This window comes from Streptomyces sp. NPDC002265 (genome assembly GCF_040296125.1).
Lineage (GTDB): Bacteria > Actinomycetota > Actinomycetes > Streptomycetales > Streptomycetaceae > Streptomyces.
The window spans coordinates 1-16,640 of the sequence record NZ_JBEOWS010000037.1 but is presented as its reverse complement, the minus strand read 5'-3'; the positions used below and the strand labels follow the sequence as shown (position 1 = coordinate 16,640).

The following is a 16,640-nucleotide window of genomic DNA, read 5'->3' as shown; positions in this document are numbered from 1 at the left end:
TCCGGTGGACTCCGACGGTTCCGACGGGTCCGGTGGACTCCGGTGGTGGATTCCGGCGATGACGATGACGAGGGGTGCGCGTACGGGTGGGTGATCCCCGGGCCGGCCGGACATCACGGGCGCACGCGCGCGTGCCGCACGACGACGGCTGTCCTCGCCACGCGGAACTCCCGCGAAGTGGCTCGGCCGGTCGTGTCAGGCAGCGAGGGCGAGTGTCGTCGCGGCCGGCGGACCGCGTCTGATCACCGAGTGCTGGAGGGCGGCGGTGCGCGGCTCGGGCCGGGCGGGCGCGTCGGTACGGGGCGGGCGCGGGCCTGCCTCCGGCGCGACCGGCAGTCCGGCGAGCAGGGCGCGCACCAGCGCGAGCGCGTTGCCCAGGGAACGCACGAGCGCCCCCTCGGTGACTCCTTGCGCCGACAGCTCGACGAGCCGCAGCACGGCGCTGTCGCCCCGGCGCAGCAGCCAGCCGACGGCGAGCGCCGCGAGGGCGTGGCCGAGCAGCATCGGCAGTGAGGGCAGCAGCGAGGCGAGGGAGTCGGCGGCGGTCGACAGGGCGTCCGCCGGGTCGTGCACGACGGCGGTGCCGGTCGCCGTGCCGGTCCCCGTTCCCGGGTAGAGCCGCGCGTCGGCGAGGATCCGCTGGGCCTGGGCGGGGCTGAGTGCCGAGGCGGTGCCTCCGCACAGGATGTGCGCGGCCTGCTGGATCAGCGCGGCGTCGGACAGCGAGCCGGCCGTGGACCCCGTCGACCCCATGGACATCGTGGAGTTCATGTTCATGGCGCCGGACGCGGAGCCCATGGCGCCGTGCTGTCCCAGGCCGAACAGCACGTGCAGCACGGTCTGGCCGGCGGCGAGCAGTGCGGTGATCCCGGCCAGCGAGCGCTCCCGGCCGGCGAGCGGTGCCACGACCGCCAGCGCGCCCAGGAACCCCGCACCCAGCGTCCACAGAGGCACCGTCGCGCAGGAGGCGAGGGCGTGGCCGCACGCGGCCAGCACGACGCAGACCGCGGCGAACACCGCGGCCCGCAGCAGCCGGAGACCGCTTCCGGTGCGCATGGTGCGTGGGTGGGGGGCAGACATGGCGGCCCCATCATCGCACCGGCCCCCTCGGGTCCCGACGGCAGGGCGGCTCGAGAGCCGGGACACCGGGAACCGGAAGATCACCTTCTGGCACGGTTGATGCGCATGGGTCGCACATACACCGTTCGATCCCTTCGGCGCATCCTCCGGATGGGCGGCATCACATGAAAAGCGCGCTTACGCAACGGCACTCGGGGCAATACGTAACGGTATGTCGAGGCGCAGCCAGGAGGCTGGAGCATGAGCATCTGGTGGTCACTCCATCTGCGGTGCGAAGCTGCGAGCGTTCCGCTCGCGAGGCGCCTGCTGCTCGGCACGATGGAGACGGCGGGCGTCGATCCCGACATCTCCTACGACCTCTCGGTCGCCCTCAGCGAGGCCTGCGCCAACGCCGTGGAGCACGGCGGGGGCACCCCGCACGGCGGCTGTCCGGAGGCGTACCGGGTCACCGCCTATCTCGACGGCGAGAAGTGCCGTATCGAGGTCGCCGACTCGGGACCGGGCTTCGCGGGTGACTACGGCGACTACGGCGACTACGGCGACCACGGCGACCACGTCGACCACGGCGGCTACAGAGACACCGACGGCCACGACGGCCACGACGGCTACAGAGACCACGGCGACCACGGCGGTCACCGCGCCCACGACGGTCACGACGGCCACGATGTCCTCGCCGTGCATTCCGACGTGCCGTGCCCCGACGTCTACGCCGAACAGGGCCGCGGACTGCATCTCATCCACGAGCTCGCCGACCACGTCCACTTCGGCAACCGGCCGGGGCGTGGCGGAGCGGTGGTGAGGTTCGACAAGATCCTCAAGTGGAAGAAGGGCGCGCCGCTGATGGCGGTGTAGCGGTCCGGGCGAGCGGAACGCGCGGTTCGGCCTTCCCGGGATTCACAGCCAGTTCCTGGCTTCGCCCCATGTCCCCGACGGGCCGTGTCCCCTACGTTCACGTCCATGACGGGAAACCACGGCACCCGGCACCTCCCCCTCGGCGCCCGCTGTCTCGCGGGGGTACGGACATGAGGGGCCGCGAGGACGAGGCGCTGGCGCGGGTCGCGGTGGACGCGCTGACCGGGCAACTGGCGCTGGTCCCCAAGCCCGGGCTGCCCGATCCGCGCGATCTCGCCGCGCGCGCCACCCGCCAGGACCACCGCCTGCTGCGCTGGTCGGCCAAGGCGCTGACGCCCGGGCTCGCGGCGATGGCCGCGGCCGCCCGTCGCACCGGCGAGCCCACACCGCAGCTGCGCGCCGAACTGGGCGCGATAGGGCGGTGCACCGAGCACTCGGTGCACCTGGCCGGCGGCGGTCACCGGGGCGCCCTGTGGGCGCTCGGTCTGCTGGTCGCGGCGGCCGCGCTCGACCCCGGCGCGGGAGCCCGCGAGGTGGCGGCGAGCGCCAGGCGGATCGCCGCGCACAGAGACCGTGGCGCCCCGCGGCGGCCGTCGAGGGGGTCGTCGGTGTCGGTGAAGTACGGCGCGGCCGGCGCCCGCGGTGAGGCGAAGGCCGGATTCCCGCACGTACGGCGGGCGTTGGACGCGCTCGATGCCGCGCGCACGGCCGGTGCTGGCGAGGAACAGGCCCGGCTCGACGCCCTGCTGACGGTGATGTCCACCCTCCAGGACACCGAACTGCTGCACACCGCGGGCCCGCTGGGCCTGCGGCACGTCCAGGCCGGTGCCCGTGAGGTCCTGGCGGCGGGCGGTACCGCGACGCGGCCGGGCCGGGCCGCCCTGGCCGCTCTCGACACCGATCTGCACGCCCGCGCGTGGAGCCCGCGGGGCAGCGCCGGGCTGCTGGCGGGCGCCCTGTTCCTCGACACGCTGCCGGTCGGCCCGCGCGGCTGAGAGCGAGGGCCGGCGGCCGTCCACGGGACCGTCCGGGTACCCGGGACCCGTGCTCCGGGCACGGATACGGCCGGGCACCGCAGCGGTGCCCGGCCGTTCGCTGCCGTTGTCAGCCCTTGAGCGAGGCCATCCAGGACTCGACCTCGTCGGAGCGGCGCGGCAGGCCGTCCGACAGGTTCCGGTTGCCGTCCTCGGTGACCAGGATGTCGTCCTCGATGCGCACGCCGATGCCGCGGTACTCCTCGGGCACCGTCAGGTCGTCGGCCTGGAAGTACAGACCGGGCTCGACGGTGAGGACCATGCCGGACTCCAGCGTGCCGTCCACGTACGACTCGACGCGGGCGGCCGCGCAGTCGTGGACGTCCATGCCGAGCATGTGGCCGGTGCCGTGCAGCGTCCAGCGGCGCTGGAGACCGAGTTCGAGCACCCGCTCGACCGGGCCCTCGACGAGACCCCACTCGACGAGCTTCTCGGTCAGCACGCGCTGTGCGGCGTCGTGGAAGTCGCGGTACTTGGCGCCCGGGCGGACCGCCTCGATACCGGCCTCCTGGGCCTCGTACACGGCGTCGTAGATCTTCTTCTGGATCTCGCTGAAGCGGCCGTTGACCGGCAGCGTGCGCGTGACGTCGGCGGTGTAGAGCGTGTGCGTCTCCACGCCGGCGTCCAGCAGCAGCAGGTCGCCGGAGCGGACCGGGCCGTCGTTGCGCACCCAGTGCAGGGTGCAGGCGTGCGGGCCGGCGGCGGCGATGGTGCCGTAGCCGACGTCGTTGCCCTCCACGCGGGCGCGCAGGAAGAAGGTGCCCTCGATGTAGCGCTCGCTGGTCGCCTCGGCCTTGTCGAGGACCTTCACGACGTCCTCGAAGCCGCGCACGGTCGAGTCGACGGCCTTCTGCAGCTCGCCGACCTCGAAGGCGTCCTTGACCAGGCGGGCCTCGGAGAGGAAGACGCGCAGTTCCTCGTCGCGCTCGGCGGTGACCTTGTCGGTCAGCGCTGCCTCGATGCCGGCGTCGTGGCCGCGCACGACGCGCACCGGGCCGGTGGCCTCGCGCAGCTTGTCGGCCAGCTCGCGCACGTCGGCGGCGGGGATGCCGTAGAGCGCCTCGGACTCGGTGAGGGAGTGCCGGCGGCCGACCCACAGCTCGCCCTGCCCGGAGAGCCAGAACTCGCCGTTCTCACGGTCGGAGCGCGGCAGGAGGTAGATCGTCTCCTGGTGACCGTCCGCGGTCGGCTCCAGGACCAGGACGCCGTCCTCGGTCTGGTTGCCGGTCAGGTACGCGTACTCGGTCGACGCCCGGAAGGCGTACTCGGTGTCGTTCGAGCGGGTCTTCAGATTGCCCGCGGGAACGACCAGGCGCTCACCGGGGAAGCGCGCGGACAGCGCGGCACGGCGGGCGGCGGTCTCGGCGGCCTGGGCGATCGGCTCCAGACCGCGCAGCTCCGTGTCGGCCCAGCCGGACTTCATGTTCTCGGCCAGCTCGTCGGACACGCCCGGGTACAGGCCGTTCTTGCGCTGCTTGATCGGCTCTTCCGACTCAGTCTCCGGGGTCTCCGGGGTGAGCTCGTCGGCCACGGTCATCCTCCTTGATACGGCACTGGACCGTGTCCATCGTACGGTCGTATGCCCAGGAGCCCAGGGCCGAAGGACCTTCGTCCTTGCTCGGCGATCTTCGTCCGCGGCCCGTGGACCTGCGTCCGGGGCCCGGGAGAGCCCCACCAGGGGCCGGGGGGCGGGCGCCGAGGGCGGTCACCGGGGAGGACCGAGGGGGCACCCGGAGAGGGCCGAGGGGTGGTCGGCGCGGGGCGTCAGTCGAAGCGGGCCGCCAGCAGCACCACGTCCTCCGCGCCGTCCGCCGCGTCCAGCCCGTCCGGCAGTACGGTGCGCAGCACATGCTCCACGACCGTGTCCGGGTCGGTCCGCAGCGCCCTGGGGACGCTCGCCGCCGCCGCGTGCAGCCGGGCGAAGGCCCGGTCCCCGCAGTCGCCGGTACGGTGCAGCAGCCCGTCGGTGTAGAGCAGGACCGTCTCTCCCGGTTCCGTCTCGAACTCCACGCTGGGCGCCTCCCAGCAGGCGAGCATCCCGAGCGGCGCCGAGACGGAGGTCTCCACGAACTCCGTGCGCCCGTCGCCGACCAGCAGCGGTGGGCAGTGTCCGGCACCGGCCAGGGTGACCTTGCGCAGCGCGGGTTCGCAGTAGGCGAACAGGGCGGTGGCGGAGCGGGCGGGCTCGGTGAGCCGCAGCAGCAGCTCCAGGTCGGACAGGACGGCGACGGGATCCTCGCCCTCCATCACGGCGTACGCCCGCAGGGAGGCGCGCAGCCGGCCCATCGCGGCGACGGCGCTCGGCCCGGACCCGCTGACGGACCCGACCGCCAGGCCCAGCGCGGCGTCGGGCAGCGGCAGCGTGTCGTACCAGTCGCCGCCGCCGCGCGGCCCGGTGCGGTGCCGGACGGCGAGCCGGACCCCGGGGACCCGGGGCAGCCGTGAGGGCAGCAGTTCCTCGGACATGGTCGCCATGCACGCGCGCGTGCGCTCGACCTCGACGAGCCGCGCGAGGTGCTCGGTGGCGTAGCGGACGTACAGGCCGACCAGGTGGCGCCGGCGTTCGTCCGGCTCGGCGGGCTCGTCGTAGAGCCACACGGCGGCGCCGAGGCGGCCCGCGGCCTCGGTGGACAGGGGGAGCGCGTAGCTGGCGGCGTAGCCGAGCCGGGCGGCCACCTCGCGGTGGCGGGGGTCGAGCCCGTCCTCGGCGAACAGGTCGGGGCGCACGATCTCGCAAACGCCGCCGGGCAGTCCGGCGTCGGTGTCCAGAAGTGCGCCCTGGGGCAGGGCGCTGCGCGGCACGGTCTCGATGTGGCCGAGATCGGCGCGGCCCAGGCCCAGACCGATGGTGGTGTCGGGCCCGAACCCGTCGTCGGGTTCCAGGACGACGAGTCCGCGCCGGGCGCCCACCAGGGCGGAGCCGGCCCCCAGCAGCTCCTGGAGTGCGTCGGACAGGGTGTCCGTGCGGATCAGGCGTTCGGTGAGTTCGTGCAGCGTCGTGAGGTCCGAGACCCAGCCGGCGAGCCGGTCCTGGAGCACGGTGCCGGGCGGTGTGCGGCAGGCGATGTCGGGTGGGACGGACGAGCTGTCCGGTGCGGCAGGCGCGGGCGCGACAGTGTGTGCGGGTGCGGGAACCGTTGAATCGATTCCAGCCACTTTCGGAGGGTGAGGGGCGTTCATGTCATCCGGCTTTCCGACCGGTGCGTATTGCTCAAAAGCATCGCAAACCCCCATGTCATTCTGCGCCGCTAGCAGTGTCTCCACATGTACACGCACTCGTGAGGAGATGTCCAGCATTGTCCTGCTGGGATTCCTGGTGTCCGAGAGGTTTCCGGGAACTTTTCACGAGTCCCTCCTCCAGCCCTTGCGGGAAAGCAAAGTTGGCCTAAAACTGACTCGGGTAACGGGCGATTGCGGTCGACTGGCCTTGCTCGACGGAGCGTCACAGCGGTCGTGATGGGTACGTACTCGGTAAGGGCCAGGGGCGGTTGGAGACCACCCGGAACCTGGTGACCGACCCGGGCGTCATAGCCACCGACGACCTAACCCCATCCTCCCGTGGCGGAGGCGGAGAGAAGTACGCGGAACGGCAAAACGCCAGACTTCGCCACCCCCATGCCACGCCCCATGCTTTTGTCAGACGCAGTGTGGACGGAACGGCCGCGGACGCAGCCAACGTTCGGCCCAGCGGGGTTCCCCTTGTCTCGGACAGGGGTGTGATGCGCCAACAGGTACGCACAGTGAAGTGATCGACACATGGTGTGATGTGGTCCTCGGTGTTGCCAGGCGTGCAACGGAAAGGAACGAGCGCTCATGCGCGAGATCCTCGGAAGGCGACGCAGGCTCCTGTCCCAGCGCAATGGCGGGGGGCCTGAGTTGATCGGCGCGGCCCTGAGCTTCGCGGCGGAATGGCAGTGGCCGGTGCTCCCGGGAGTGGCGGCGGACCCGCAGGGGCGCGCCCGCTGCGGCTGCCCGGACCCGGAGTGCACGGTGCCCGGTGCGCATCCGTTCGACCCCGGCCTCCTCGCGGCCACCACCGACGCGCGCATGGTGCGCTGGTGGTGGACCAACCGGCCGACTGCGCCGATCATCCTCGCCACCGGCGGCCGGGCGCCCTGCGCGGTCAGCCTGCCCGCCCTCGCGGCCGCGCACGCGCTTGCCGCGCTCGACCGCAAGGGGATGCGCCTCGGCCCGGTGGTGGCCTCGCCCACCCGGTGGGCGCTGCTGGTGCGTCCCTACTCGATGGAGCAACTGGGCGAACTGCTCTACGCCCAGGACTTCGTCCCCGGCTCCCTCCGCTTCCACGGCGAGGGCGGCTATCTCGCCCTGCCGCCGTCGGAGACCGGCCAGGGTGCCATCCGCTGGGAGCGTGCGCCGCTGCCCGGCTCCGCCGCACCGTGGGTACCCGACGTCGAGGCCGTGGTGGACGCGGTCGTCGAGGCCCTCACTCGTACGGGTGTGAGCGCGCCCGAGTTGTAGGGGTGTCGGACGCGCGCCGGGCGGGGCGCCTGCCGGGGGTCGTTATCTTCCGGTTCATGAACGTTCGTCTTCTCGCCCTCGCGGGCGTTGTGGCAGGTGCGGCGGCGCTGCCCCTGGCCATGGCGTCGGCGGGGCAGGTGGGGCTCACGAGCACGGGACGGCCGGTCGTACGTCCGTCGGCGGACGGTGAGGCGGCCGGCGCCGCGGCTTCCGGTGCTTCGGCCTCCGGTGGCTCGGATTCCTTTGGTGCGGCCGGTTCGCCGGGTGTTCCGGGGGCCTTGGGGGCGACGGGGCTGATGGATCCGGCCGACTCGACGGGTTCCGTGGGTTCCACGGGGTCCGCGGGGGACGCGAAGGCGCCGACCCCGGATCCCCGCCGTTCTCCGCTGGTGCTCGGCCTGGGCCTGGCCACCGCCGCCCGCTGCGGTCCCGAACTCACCTCGCCGGACGGCATCGAGGCGCAGACCTGTGTCATGACGCAGGGCGAGGACACCTGGGCGCGCACCTACTACCGCAACGCGACCGGCGGCGGTCTCGGTGCCGCGCTGAGCCTCATGGGGCCCGCCGGGCGCACGCTGCAGATCGACTGCGCGGTGGGCACCGACGACGAGCCGGGGATCTGCGAGACGCCCCGCGAGCCCACCCGGGGCGCGCCGGACGCGTACACGGCGGTGGCGGAGTTCGCGGGCCCGTCCGGGCGCGGTCCGCTGCTGCTGCGTTCGGGGAGCAGCGCGGAGGGCTCGGCCACGCGCACCGGCGGGGACGCGCCGGGAAGCGGCTCCGGGCCGGACGCGGGTGGGAACTCGGGCCCGCGCGGGGCCGGTTGAGCGGCCGGGGCGGTGCGCTGTCGCACGCGTCCCGCCGGGGCGGGGTGCACCGGTCGGCGCCGGGCATGGAAAGACCCGGTTGCTGGCGACGGGGGATGCACCAGCAACCGGGCTACTGGAACGGTAACAAGAGATCGGCCCTACGCAAATTCGATCTCTTGTTTCCCTCGGCTATTCGGACACCGCCCAGTAGGCCATGACAGGGCTATTCGGACACCGACTGGCCTGCTCCGGGCGGGAGTTGTGGCTGGAGTCACGGCAGCCGGACGATTCCCCGGGCTGACCGACCGGTCAGCCCGAGGGGACACGGCACCGGTATGTCAGCTGAGCGTCACCTGGCGGTTGGTGAGTCCGCCGCGCGCGCGGCGCTCGTCGGGGGTGAGCGGGGCGTCCGAGGCCAGGGCGGCGGCGAGCCGCTCGGCGAACTCGGCCGCCGGCTTCTCGATCTCGTCCGCGCCGACACCGCTCGGCAGGTCCCAGACCGGCACGGTCAGGCCGTGCGCGCGGAAGGAGCCCACCAGACGGGTGCCCTCGCCGAGGCTGGAGCGGCCGGCCGCGTGCAGTCGGGCCAGAGCGTCCAGAAGGTGCTCCTCGGCGTGCGGCATGACCCACCGCAGGTGGTTCTTCTCCGGGGTCTCGCACCAGTAGGCGGAGTCCACGCCGGTCAGCTTCACGGTCGGGATGGCCGCGTCGTTGGCCCGCTCCAGGGAGGCGGTCACCTCGGGGCTGGCGTGCTCCGCGTCCGGCACCCAGAACTCGAAGCCCTCGTGCACAACTGGCTCGAAGGTGCCTTCGGGGTCGAGGAGGTCCTGGAGCCGGGGACCGTCCGCCGGGGCGCGGCGGCCCTGCACCGGGGTGCCGGGCTGGGCCTCCAGCGCGCGCAGCAGCGTGTCGGCGAGGTCGCGGCTGATGTCGCCCGACGCCGTGTCGTTCTGGAGACCGAGCAGCACCGAACCGTCGTCGCGGCGCAGCGCGGGCCAGGCCATCGGCAGGACCGTGGCCAGGGTGACCGAGGGGACGCCCTCGGGCAGGCCGTCCTTCAGGGACAGCTCCACCGTGGCCGCGGGCACCAGTTCGCGCAGCGCGACCCAGTCGCACTCGCCCGCGAGCCCCTCGAAGGGGCGGTGCACCAGCTCGGCCGCGGCCTGGGCGGCGGCCCGGCCGTGGCACGCCTTGTAGCGGCGGCCGCTGCCGCAGGGGCAGGGTTCGCGGGCGCCGACGACCGGGATCTCCGCATCGCTGAGCTGCGGCCGCCTGGCCGTCGTCTGGGGTCGCTTCTTGGCCATCGTGCGTGTCTCCCGGTTACGGCTCGTCTGTACGGGCGGGAGCCTAGCCGCTCGTACGGGAACCCACGGGACCTGTGGACGACGCATGCGGCGGTGTCCCGTCACGCGGCCGGCCCGTCCGGGCGGACGCGTACGCGACGAACCGGTACAGGACGGCCGCGCCCGCGCCGGGTCCGTACCCGGGCGACACGTATGCGAGGGCCGTGCGGGTGAGGAGGGGTGCGCGGCGCCCGGGAACCGGCACCCGGCGGGGCCGCCGCCCGGGGCTCAGCCCAGGTCGTCGAACGCGTCCGCGAAGGAGAGGTCGCGCATCGCCGGCACGGCCGGCGCCGTGACCCGGGAGGCGAAGCCGGCCCTGCCGTACCCGGCGTCGGGATCGTGGACGTCCTCGTGGACGACGACCCACACCGTGACCTCGCCCCGGGCGTCGTCCCGGACGCCCCAGTCGTCGGCCAGCGCCGTGATGATGGCCAGCCCGCGGCCGCCGTGCGCGGTGACCGAGGGAGTGGCCGGGGCCGGGCGGGTCGGTCCGCCGCCGTCCGTCACCTCGACGGTCAGCCTGCCGCTCTGGTCGACGCGCCACGCGGCCCGGACGTCACCGTCCCCGGCGGGTGCGTCCCCCAAGGGCCTGCCGTGCTTGCACGCATTGCTCAAAAGTTCGGAAAGGATCAGTACGGCATCGTCGATGACCGATTCCGCTACACCGCCGCTGCGCAACTGATCGCGCATCCGGTGTCTTGCAGCCCCTACGCCCGCAGGGCCATGGGGTACGGCCATGCTCGACGACGTGGGCACCTCCTGTGCCACCACCAACGCCACCCCCGAGACCTCCTTCGCCCCACGCCACGGTGTGGATGCCCCATTGGCCTGTACCGGAAACCGGCTGATCCACGTGTCGTGACGCACTCGAGGCGATCGAACACGGAGCGAACGCGCCGGAGCACTTCCGACGGGGAGTGGCTGGATTTCGTCGGTATGGCCGAGATCGGAGGATGCTTCACCGAAACGCCTGGGTCAAGAGTTGTTTCATGGGACAGCCGAGTCAGCGGCCCAATTGTTGGAGAACGGTGCGCGGCCGGTTGGTGATGATGGCGTCGATGCCCAGGCCGACGCAGAGATCGACGTCCTCGGGCTCGTTCACGGTCCACACGTGAACCTGGTGGCCGGCGCCCTTCAGGCGCTCGATGTATCCCGGGTGGTTGCGCACGATCCGGATCGAGGGACCGGCGATCCGGACCCCCGCCGGCAGCCGTCCGTCGCGCAGCCGCGGCGAGACGAACTGCATGAGGGACACCGTGGGAAGCGTCGGCGAGGCGGCCCGCACGCGGTGCAGCGAGCGCGCCGAGAAGCTCATGACGCGCACGGGCGACTCCTCGGGCGCGGGCGGGGCGTCCAGGCCGAACCGTCTCAGGAGCAGCAGCAGCCGGTCCTCGACCTGCCCGGCCCAGCGGGTGGGGTGCTTGGTCTCGATGGCCAGCTCCACCCGCCGTCCCGAGTCGGCGACGAGTGCGAGCAGCCGCTCCAGGGTGAGGACGGAGGTGTCCTCGGGGTCCTCGGGGCGGACCTCCCAGTCGGGCTCCTCGTCGCGCAGGTGCCACAGCTCCCGCTTCTTCCAGGAGCCGAAGTCCAGCGCCGCCAGTTCGGCGAGCTCCAGGGCCGACACCGCTCCGCGCCCGTTGGACGTACGGTTGACGCGGCGGTCGTGGACACAGACGAGATGGCCGTCGGCGGTCAGCCTGACATCGCACTCGAGTGCGTCCGCGCCGTCCTCGATCGCTTTCCTGTACGCGGCGAGGGTGTGCTCGGGGGCATCCTCGGAGGCTCCGCGATGGGCGACGACTTGGATGTGGTGCTGCCGTGCTTGGGTCACCGCGTCATGGTGTCACCGGCTCGGGGCGGGCGTCGGGCCGGAGGCATCCGAAAAAGTGTCCCGAGCAGGGCAGAATGTCGGATATAAAGAATGGTCGTGTTCCCACAGCCACCGCTTATGGTGCTCTGACGGCCCGTGGGAAAAGCTGTCCGCATACACATGCACATGCACAGCTGCAGCGCGCCGGGTCGACGACAAGCGTGAGCGAGCGTGACCGAGTGCGACCGAGAACAAACAGCCGTGGATCGAGGAGAAGAGCTGTGAGCACCGAGAACGAGGGCACCGAGGTTCCCCAGGCCCCGTCAGCACCTCCTGTGCCGGTGGAATCTCCCGTGGCTTCCCCGCAGGCCACCACGCCCGACAGCGCGCCCACGACTCCGGTCCCGCCGGTGGCGCCGGCCGCTCCCGGAATGCCGCAGCATTCCGGGCCCGCGCCCGCGTACGCCTCGGCCGGTCCGTACGACGGGGGCCAGAACACCGGATCCGCGCCCGAGGGCGGCTGGCCGCCCCCGCCGCCGGTCACGCCCGCGTACGCCGACGGCGGCGGTGCGGGTTCCGGCTGGGGTGCCTCGTACCAGCCGTCCGCGCCCAAGCCCGGCGGCGGCCGCGGCGGTCTCGTCGCGGCGGTCCTGGTGGCCGCGCTGGTCGCCGGCGGTCTCGGCGGCGGGCTCGGCTACACGCTGGCGAAGAACGACGACAACGGCTCCACGACCGTCTCCTCCTCCACCAGCGGCGGCGCCGTCAAGCGTGACCCCGGCACCATCGCGGCGGTGGCCTCCAAGGCGCTGCCGAGCACCGTCACCATCGAGGCCGAGTCCACCAACGGCGAGGGCGGCACCGGCACCGGCTTCGTGTTCGACACCCAGGGCCACATCGTCACCAACAACCACGTCGTGGCCGACGCGGTCGACGGCGGCAAGCTCACGGCCACCTTCCCCGACGGCAAGAAGTACGACGCCGAGGTGGTCGGCCACGCCCAGGGGTACGACGTGGCGGTCATCAAGCTCAAGAACGCCCCCTCGGACCTGAAGCCGCTGACCCTCGGCAACTCCGACGACGTGGCCGTCGGCGACTCCACCATCGCCATCGGCGCCCCCTTCGGCCTGTCCAACACGGTGACGACGGGCATCATCAGCGCCAAGAACCGCCCGGTGGCCTCCAGCGACGGCACCGGCAGCCAGGCGTCCTACATGAGCGCCCTCCAGACGGACGCCTCGATCAACCCGGGCAACTCCGGCGGTCCGCTGCTCGACGCCCAGGGCAACGTCATCGGCATCAACTCCGCGATCCAGTCCACCGGCAGCGGCGGCCTCGGCGGCACCAGCCAGTCCGGCTCGATCGGCCTCGGCTTCGCCATTCCGATCAACCAGGCCAAGTACGTCGCCCAGCAGCTGATCAAGACCGGGAAGCCGGTCTACGCGAAGATCGGCGCCTCGGTCTCTCTCCAGGACTCGGCGAACGGCGCGAAGATCACCGACCAGGGCGCCGGCGGTGCCTCCTCCGTCGAGTCCGGCGGCCCCGCCGACAAGGCGGGCCTGAAGTCGGGTGACGTCATCACCAAGCTCGACGACCACGTGATCGACAGCGGTCCCACCCTGATCGGCGAGATCTGGACCCACAAGCCGGGCGACCAGGTGACGATCACCTACGAGCGCGACGGCAAGACCCACACCACCGAGGTCACCCTGGGTTCCCGTACCGGCGACAGCTGACCGCGCCGGGCGACTCGCGCGCGCGTGCCAACCCGTTACTCTTGTCCCCGCGCCGCCGATGACCGGCGACGCGGGGAGGTGTGCCCGAGCGGCCGAAGGGAACGGTCTTGAAAACCGTCGTGGCAGCGATGTCACCGTGGGTTCAAATCCCACCACCTCCGCGCAGTTCATGAGCGTTGCAGGCCGGAAGGGGTGTCTCTCACCGAGAGGCACCCCTTCTGCATGGCCGGTCCCCTGTGTCCCCCTCGGCCTGATCTGCCATGTCCGTGACATGGCTAGGATGGGACGACTTCGGGGGCGGAGGGGGAAGTTGACGATGGTGCGACGCAGGATGCTCGCTTCCGTCGGGGTGGCCGCGCTGGTGCCGCTGGTCGCTTCAGCCGCTTCCGCGCAGGCGGCGTCGGGCTCACTGGCCGTCACCACGCTGGGGCGGCACGGCACCAAGGTCGCGACGGCCGTCACCGTCGTCGCCGTGCCGTCCGGCCGGAGGTACACCGTCAGGTCCGGCAAGCGGATCAGCCTGCCGACGGGGCGCTATGTCGCGATGACCGACATCTACGAGAGCGCCACGGACGGTCTGGGCACCGACACGCTCGGCGCGCAGGTCGTACAGGTGTCGGGGAGCACGTCGGTGACCCTCGACGCGCGCAAGGGCAAGGCCGTCAAGGTGTCGCTCGACACGCCCGCCGACGTGACCGGCCCGGCGCGGCTCGACGCGCGGGTGTGCGCCGCCGTCACCGACATGCCCTCCGCCTACGGCGTGAGCGGATGGAACGAGGCGGGGCACCTCTACGTCATCCCGAACTCGTCCAAGCTGCTCAAGTTCGGGTACCTGGCGAACTGGTCCGGCAACGACAGCTACGTCGTCGCGAAGAACACCACGGGCATCCCGACCGCGCCCGGTGGGTCGTTCAAGCGGTCGAACCTGGCGACGATGCGTTTCTCGGTGCGCAGCGGTACGCAGATCGCCACGCAGCACGACACCGCGCTCCAGCCCCACCCGAAGGCCGACGACTGCACCACCGACCTGATGGCCGAGGTCCGCAACGACAACGCGCCGTACGTCGCCACCGCCCATGTGACCCCCGGGACCTGGCAGCCGCGCGACGACATCTTCGCGAGCAACGGCGAAGTCGTCGGCGGCGGTTTCGCGAAGCTCAGGACGCCGGCGGCGGGACAGAGCCTCACCCAGCCCTTCGGCCGCGCCGTATGGGGCCCGACGTACTTCCTGCCGACGGTCTGGCAGAAGTCCGTCGACTTCGTCGCGGACGCCCTGATCGGGGACCCCGACATCGGCACCGGCGGGGCCGACCCGACGAAGGAGACGGTCGTCCTGTCCAAGGGGAGCACCGTCGTCAAGAAGCAGACCCTGAGCAACTGGGGCTCCTCCGAGGACGTGTTCTCCGCCCGGATCCACACGGCCGGCTGGTACCGCCTGACCGTCGACGCGCGCCGCTACCGCCCGGGCATCACCTTCCCCGCCGGGATGCTGTCGCCGCGCACCACCGTCGACTGGTACTTCAAGGCCGACCCGGCCAAGTCGGCGGTCGCGCCCGTGTTCCTGACCCGCTTCCTGCCCACCGGGCTGAACACCCGCAACCAGGCGGCGCCGAACACCACCACGACGGTCGACGTGAGCGCCCTGCGCGGCTCGCAGAGCTCCGACGTGAAGTTCACCAAGGTGACCGCCAAATCCGTCCGGGTCTGGTCCTCCGCCGACGGCGGCAGGACCTGGAAGGCGGCGGCGGTCAGGCACTCCGGCACCGGCTGGCAGGCGTCCGTGCGCAACCCGGCCTCCGGCGCCGTCGCCCTGCGCTCCGAGGTGACCGACTCCGCCGGGGACCGCTCGGTGGAGACGGTGTACCGGGCGTACGCCATCGGCTGACGGCTGCGGCCGGGAACCGGCCTCATGACCAGGGCCGGTGGGATGTCAGCCGGGCTGCCGAGGCGATCGTCGCGCGTGCCTCGTGTTCGGCCAGGCCGGTGACCACCGCCGCGTCGACCAGGGGCGCGAGGAGGGCGGGGCCGATGCCGTTCTCGTAGGCGCGGCAGGCCGCCCAGAACAGGCGGGTGTTGCGCTGGCCCTCGTGCGCGGCGAGGACGAACTGGACCAGGCCCTGGCCGTGGCCGTCGGCGGCGGACGTCGTGGCGCGGTGGGTGCGGGGCGGCGGGAGCAGCAGGCGCAGCAGCGCGGGCGGGCAGGGGGCCGGGGCGAGCCGGGCGCAGCCGGGGGCGACGCCGTAGACGCCGTGGGCGGTGCGGGAGCCGGGGCCCACGAGGTAGCCGCCGGCGCCGCGGATGTCGATGCCGGGGGCGAGGCGGCCGGCGGAGTTGGGGACGACGACGTGCGGCGGCCCGGTCAGCCAGAGGTGGCGGCCGCCGCTGGGGGTCAGGACGACGACGGTGGCGGGGATCGTGAACAGATGGCGCCGGGCCAGTTCGCGCAGGGCCGCGGGGGCGTCCGTACCGGACTTGGTGTCCAGGTCGACGCCGATCAGATGGTGCGGGGGCAGGCCGCAGGCGATGCCGTAGCCGGTGGTCCAGGGGGCGGCGGCGAACAGCGCGCGGATGCGTACCGGGTCGGTCGAGGCGTCGTACACGCCGTGCCCGAAGCGGCCGCACTCGCCGTGGCAGGGCGGGGCCGCCGGGTCGCGGCGGTGGGGGGATCGCAGGGCCGGGAGCTTCGTCCGGGACAGGGGGAGGACGGCCAGGCCGCGTTCGGCGGCCGACAGGGCGTGTGCGAGGGCCAGCGTCGTGGCCTGCCGGTGGGTGGTGGCCATGCATCCATGTTCGTACTCACGTTCGAAAAAGGGAAGAGGGGGAGGTCCGACGCGCCGAGGCCAGGTGGAATGGCTGGAAATATGCCGGAACGCTTCACCCCTTGCGCGGCTTGAGCGCGGGATGCCCGTACTGCCCTGAGCTGGGACGTTGGGTCGACGAAAGTGGCGAAAGGGGTTTATCGACTTGTCCTCACACTTGAGAGCGAATCGCACCTTCCGGGCTGGTTCGGCGGGGATCCGATGGGCAACTCTGGTCTCGCGACGTCGTGCACCACGCCGAGGCGGTCGGCCAACTGCCTGGTGAGCAGCCCTGTTTCAGATATTCCCGGGCCTCGGTCCGGACGCGTAACCAGTTCTGGAGGAACAACATGGCAAGCATCCGTACCGCCCGTGTTCTCGCCGCCGCTTCCGCCCTTCCGCTCGCGGCCGTCCTGTTCACCGGCGTCGCGGCGGCCGACGACGGCTCCTTCGCGAACGACGGATCGAACGCGGGTGCCGCGAGTGTCACCGGCAGCGGGGTCGGCCGCGACAACAGCGGCAACTCGTCCACCACACAACAGCAGGCGGTCGGCACCGGCGCTTCGAACCAGACCAATACCGCCCAGGTCAACGGGTCCGCGTTCACCGCCCTCAACCAGGGCAACTCGAACGTCCTCGTCAACTTCGGACCGCTGTGGCGGTGACCCGCGGCGGCGGGTGACCGGTGCGCCGGCTCCGGTC

At 72.4% G+C, this 16,640-nt stretch carries 15 protein-coding genes and 1 tRNA gene; 9 read left to right on the top strand and 7 right to left on the bottom strand.

Going from position 1 to position 16,640, the window contains the following annotated elements; all coding sequences use genetic code 11:
• Positions 1 to 195 precede the first annotated feature (195 nt).
• Entirely contained in the window at positions 196 to 1,080 is an 885-nt protein-coding gene (locus ABT085_RS09690; RefSeq protein ID WP_351604047.1) for a hypothetical protein, read from the bottom strand.
• Between the two features lie 240 nt (positions 1,081 to 1,320).
• Between ABT085_RS09690 and ABT085_RS09685 the strand changes: the two genes are divergently transcribed.
• Positions 1,321 to 1,932, top strand: coding sequence for an ATP-binding protein (locus ABT085_RS09685; RefSeq protein WP_351604045.1), 612 nt, complete (start codon positions 1,321 to 1,323; stop codon positions 1,930 to 1,932).
• 170 nt (positions 1,933 to 2,102) lie between these two features.
• Positions 2,103 to 2,927: a triphosphoribosyl-dephospho-CoA synthase gene (locus tag ABT085_RS09680; protein WP_351604043.1), complete on the top strand. Its 825-nt coding sequence runs from the start codon at positions 2,103 to 2,105 to the stop codon at positions 2,925 to 2,927.
• Between the two features lie 109 nt (positions 2,928 to 3,036).
• Here ABT085_RS09680 and ABT085_RS09675 read toward each other — a convergent pair whose 3' ends face one another.
• Together ABT085_RS09675 and ABT085_RS09670 are read right to left on the bottom strand one after the other, a co-directional pair.
• Positions 3,037 to 4,503: an aminopeptidase P family protein gene (locus ABT085_RS09675; RefSeq protein WP_351604041.1), complete on the bottom strand. Its 1,467-nt coding sequence runs from the start codon at positions 4,501 to 4,503 to the stop codon at positions 3,037 to 3,039.
• 227 nt (positions 4,504 to 4,730) lie between these two features.
• Complete coding sequence (locus tag ABT085_RS09670) at positions 4,731 to 6,263, bottom strand: PP2C family protein-serine/threonine phosphatase (RefSeq protein WP_351604039.1); 1,533 nt, start codon at positions 6,261 to 6,263, stop codon at positions 4,731 to 4,733.
• A gap of 516 nt (positions 6,264 to 6,779) precedes the next feature.
• Between ABT085_RS09670 and ABT085_RS09665 the strand changes: the two genes are divergently transcribed.
• Together ABT085_RS09665 and ABT085_RS09660 are read left to right on the top strand one after the other, a co-directional pair.
• Positions 6,780 to 7,445: a bifunctional DNA primase/polymerase gene (locus ABT085_RS09665; protein WP_351604037.1), complete on the top strand. Its 666-nt coding sequence runs from the start codon at positions 6,780 to 6,782 to the stop codon at positions 7,443 to 7,445.
• Between the two features lie 56 nt (positions 7,446 to 7,501).
• Positions 7,502 to 8,272 (top strand): hypothetical protein, encoded by a 771-nt coding sequence (locus ABT085_RS09660; protein WP_351604035.1) that lies wholly within the window; start codon positions 7,502 to 7,504, stop codon positions 8,270 to 8,272.
• A 320-nt stretch (positions 8,273 to 8,592) separates the two neighbouring features.
• Here ABT085_RS09660 and ABT085_RS09655 read toward each other — a convergent pair whose 3' ends face one another.
• The gene (locus tag ABT085_RS09655) at positions 8,593 to 9,558 is read right to left on the bottom strand and encodes a DUF5926 family protein (protein WP_351604033.1); all 966 of its coding nucleotides are present in this window, start codon (positions 9,556 to 9,558) and stop codon (positions 8,593 to 8,595) included.
• 267 nt (positions 9,559 to 9,825) lie between these two features.
• A complete protein-coding gene (locus ABT085_RS09650) occupies positions 9,826 to 10,377 on the bottom strand; it encodes an ATP-binding protein (protein WP_351604031.1) in 552 nt (183 codons plus the stop codon).
• On the opposite strand from ABT085_RS09650, the gene ABT085_RS09645 reads away from it, so the two are divergent.
• Entirely contained in the window at positions 10,334 to 10,459 is a 126-nt protein-coding gene (locus tag ABT085_RS09645; RefSeq protein WP_351604092.1) for a hypothetical protein, read from the top strand. The two genes, ABT085_RS09650 and ABT085_RS09645, sit on opposite strands and share 44 nt — an antisense overlap.
• 141 nt (positions 10,460 to 10,600) lie before the next feature.
• Here ABT085_RS09645 and ABT085_RS09640 read toward each other — a convergent pair whose 3' ends face one another.
• On the bottom strand, positions 10,601 to 11,428 hold the full coding sequence (locus tag ABT085_RS09640; protein WP_351604029.1) for a glycerophosphodiester phosphodiesterase family protein: 828 nt from the start codon (positions 11,426 to 11,428) through the stop codon (positions 10,601 to 10,603).
• A 260-nt stretch (positions 11,429 to 11,688) separates the two neighbouring features.
• On the opposite strand from ABT085_RS09640, the gene ABT085_RS09635 reads away from it, so the two are divergent.
• The 3 genes from ABT085_RS09635 to ABT085_RS09625 all read left to right on the top strand — a co-directional run bounded on the left by ABT085_RS09635 (position 11,689) and on the right by ABT085_RS09625 (position 15,025).
• Positions 11,689 to 13,140, top strand: a complete 1,452-nt coding sequence (locus ABT085_RS09635; protein ID WP_351604027.1) for a S1C family serine protease — start codon at positions 11,689 to 11,691, stop codon at positions 13,138 to 13,140.
• Positions 13,141 to 13,214: 74 nt separating this feature from the next.
• Positions 13,215 to 13,301 (top strand) — tRNA-Ser (locus tag ABT085_RS09630).
• Positions 13,302 to 13,471: 170 nt separating this feature from the next.
• On the top strand, positions 13,472 to 15,025 hold the full coding sequence (locus ABT085_RS09625; protein WP_351604025.1) for a hypothetical protein: 1,554 nt from the start codon (positions 13,472 to 13,474) through the stop codon (positions 15,023 to 15,025).
• 22 nt (positions 15,026 to 15,047) lie between these two features.
• Here the strand turns inward: ABT085_RS09625 and ABT085_RS09620 are convergent, their stop codons facing one another.
• Positions 15,048 to 15,920, bottom strand: coding sequence for a bifunctional DNA primase/polymerase (locus ABT085_RS09620; RefSeq protein WP_351604023.1), 873 nt, complete (start codon positions 15,918 to 15,920; stop codon positions 15,048 to 15,050).
• A gap of 368 nt (positions 15,921 to 16,288) precedes the next feature.
• Here ABT085_RS09620 and ABT085_RS09615 point away from each other — a divergent pair, with 368 nt between their 5' ends.
• Positions 16,289 to 16,603, top strand: a complete 315-nt coding sequence (locus ABT085_RS09615) for a hypothetical protein (protein ID WP_351604021.1) — start codon at positions 16,289 to 16,291, stop codon at positions 16,601 to 16,603.
• Positions 16,604 to 16,640: the final 37 nt, after the last annotated feature.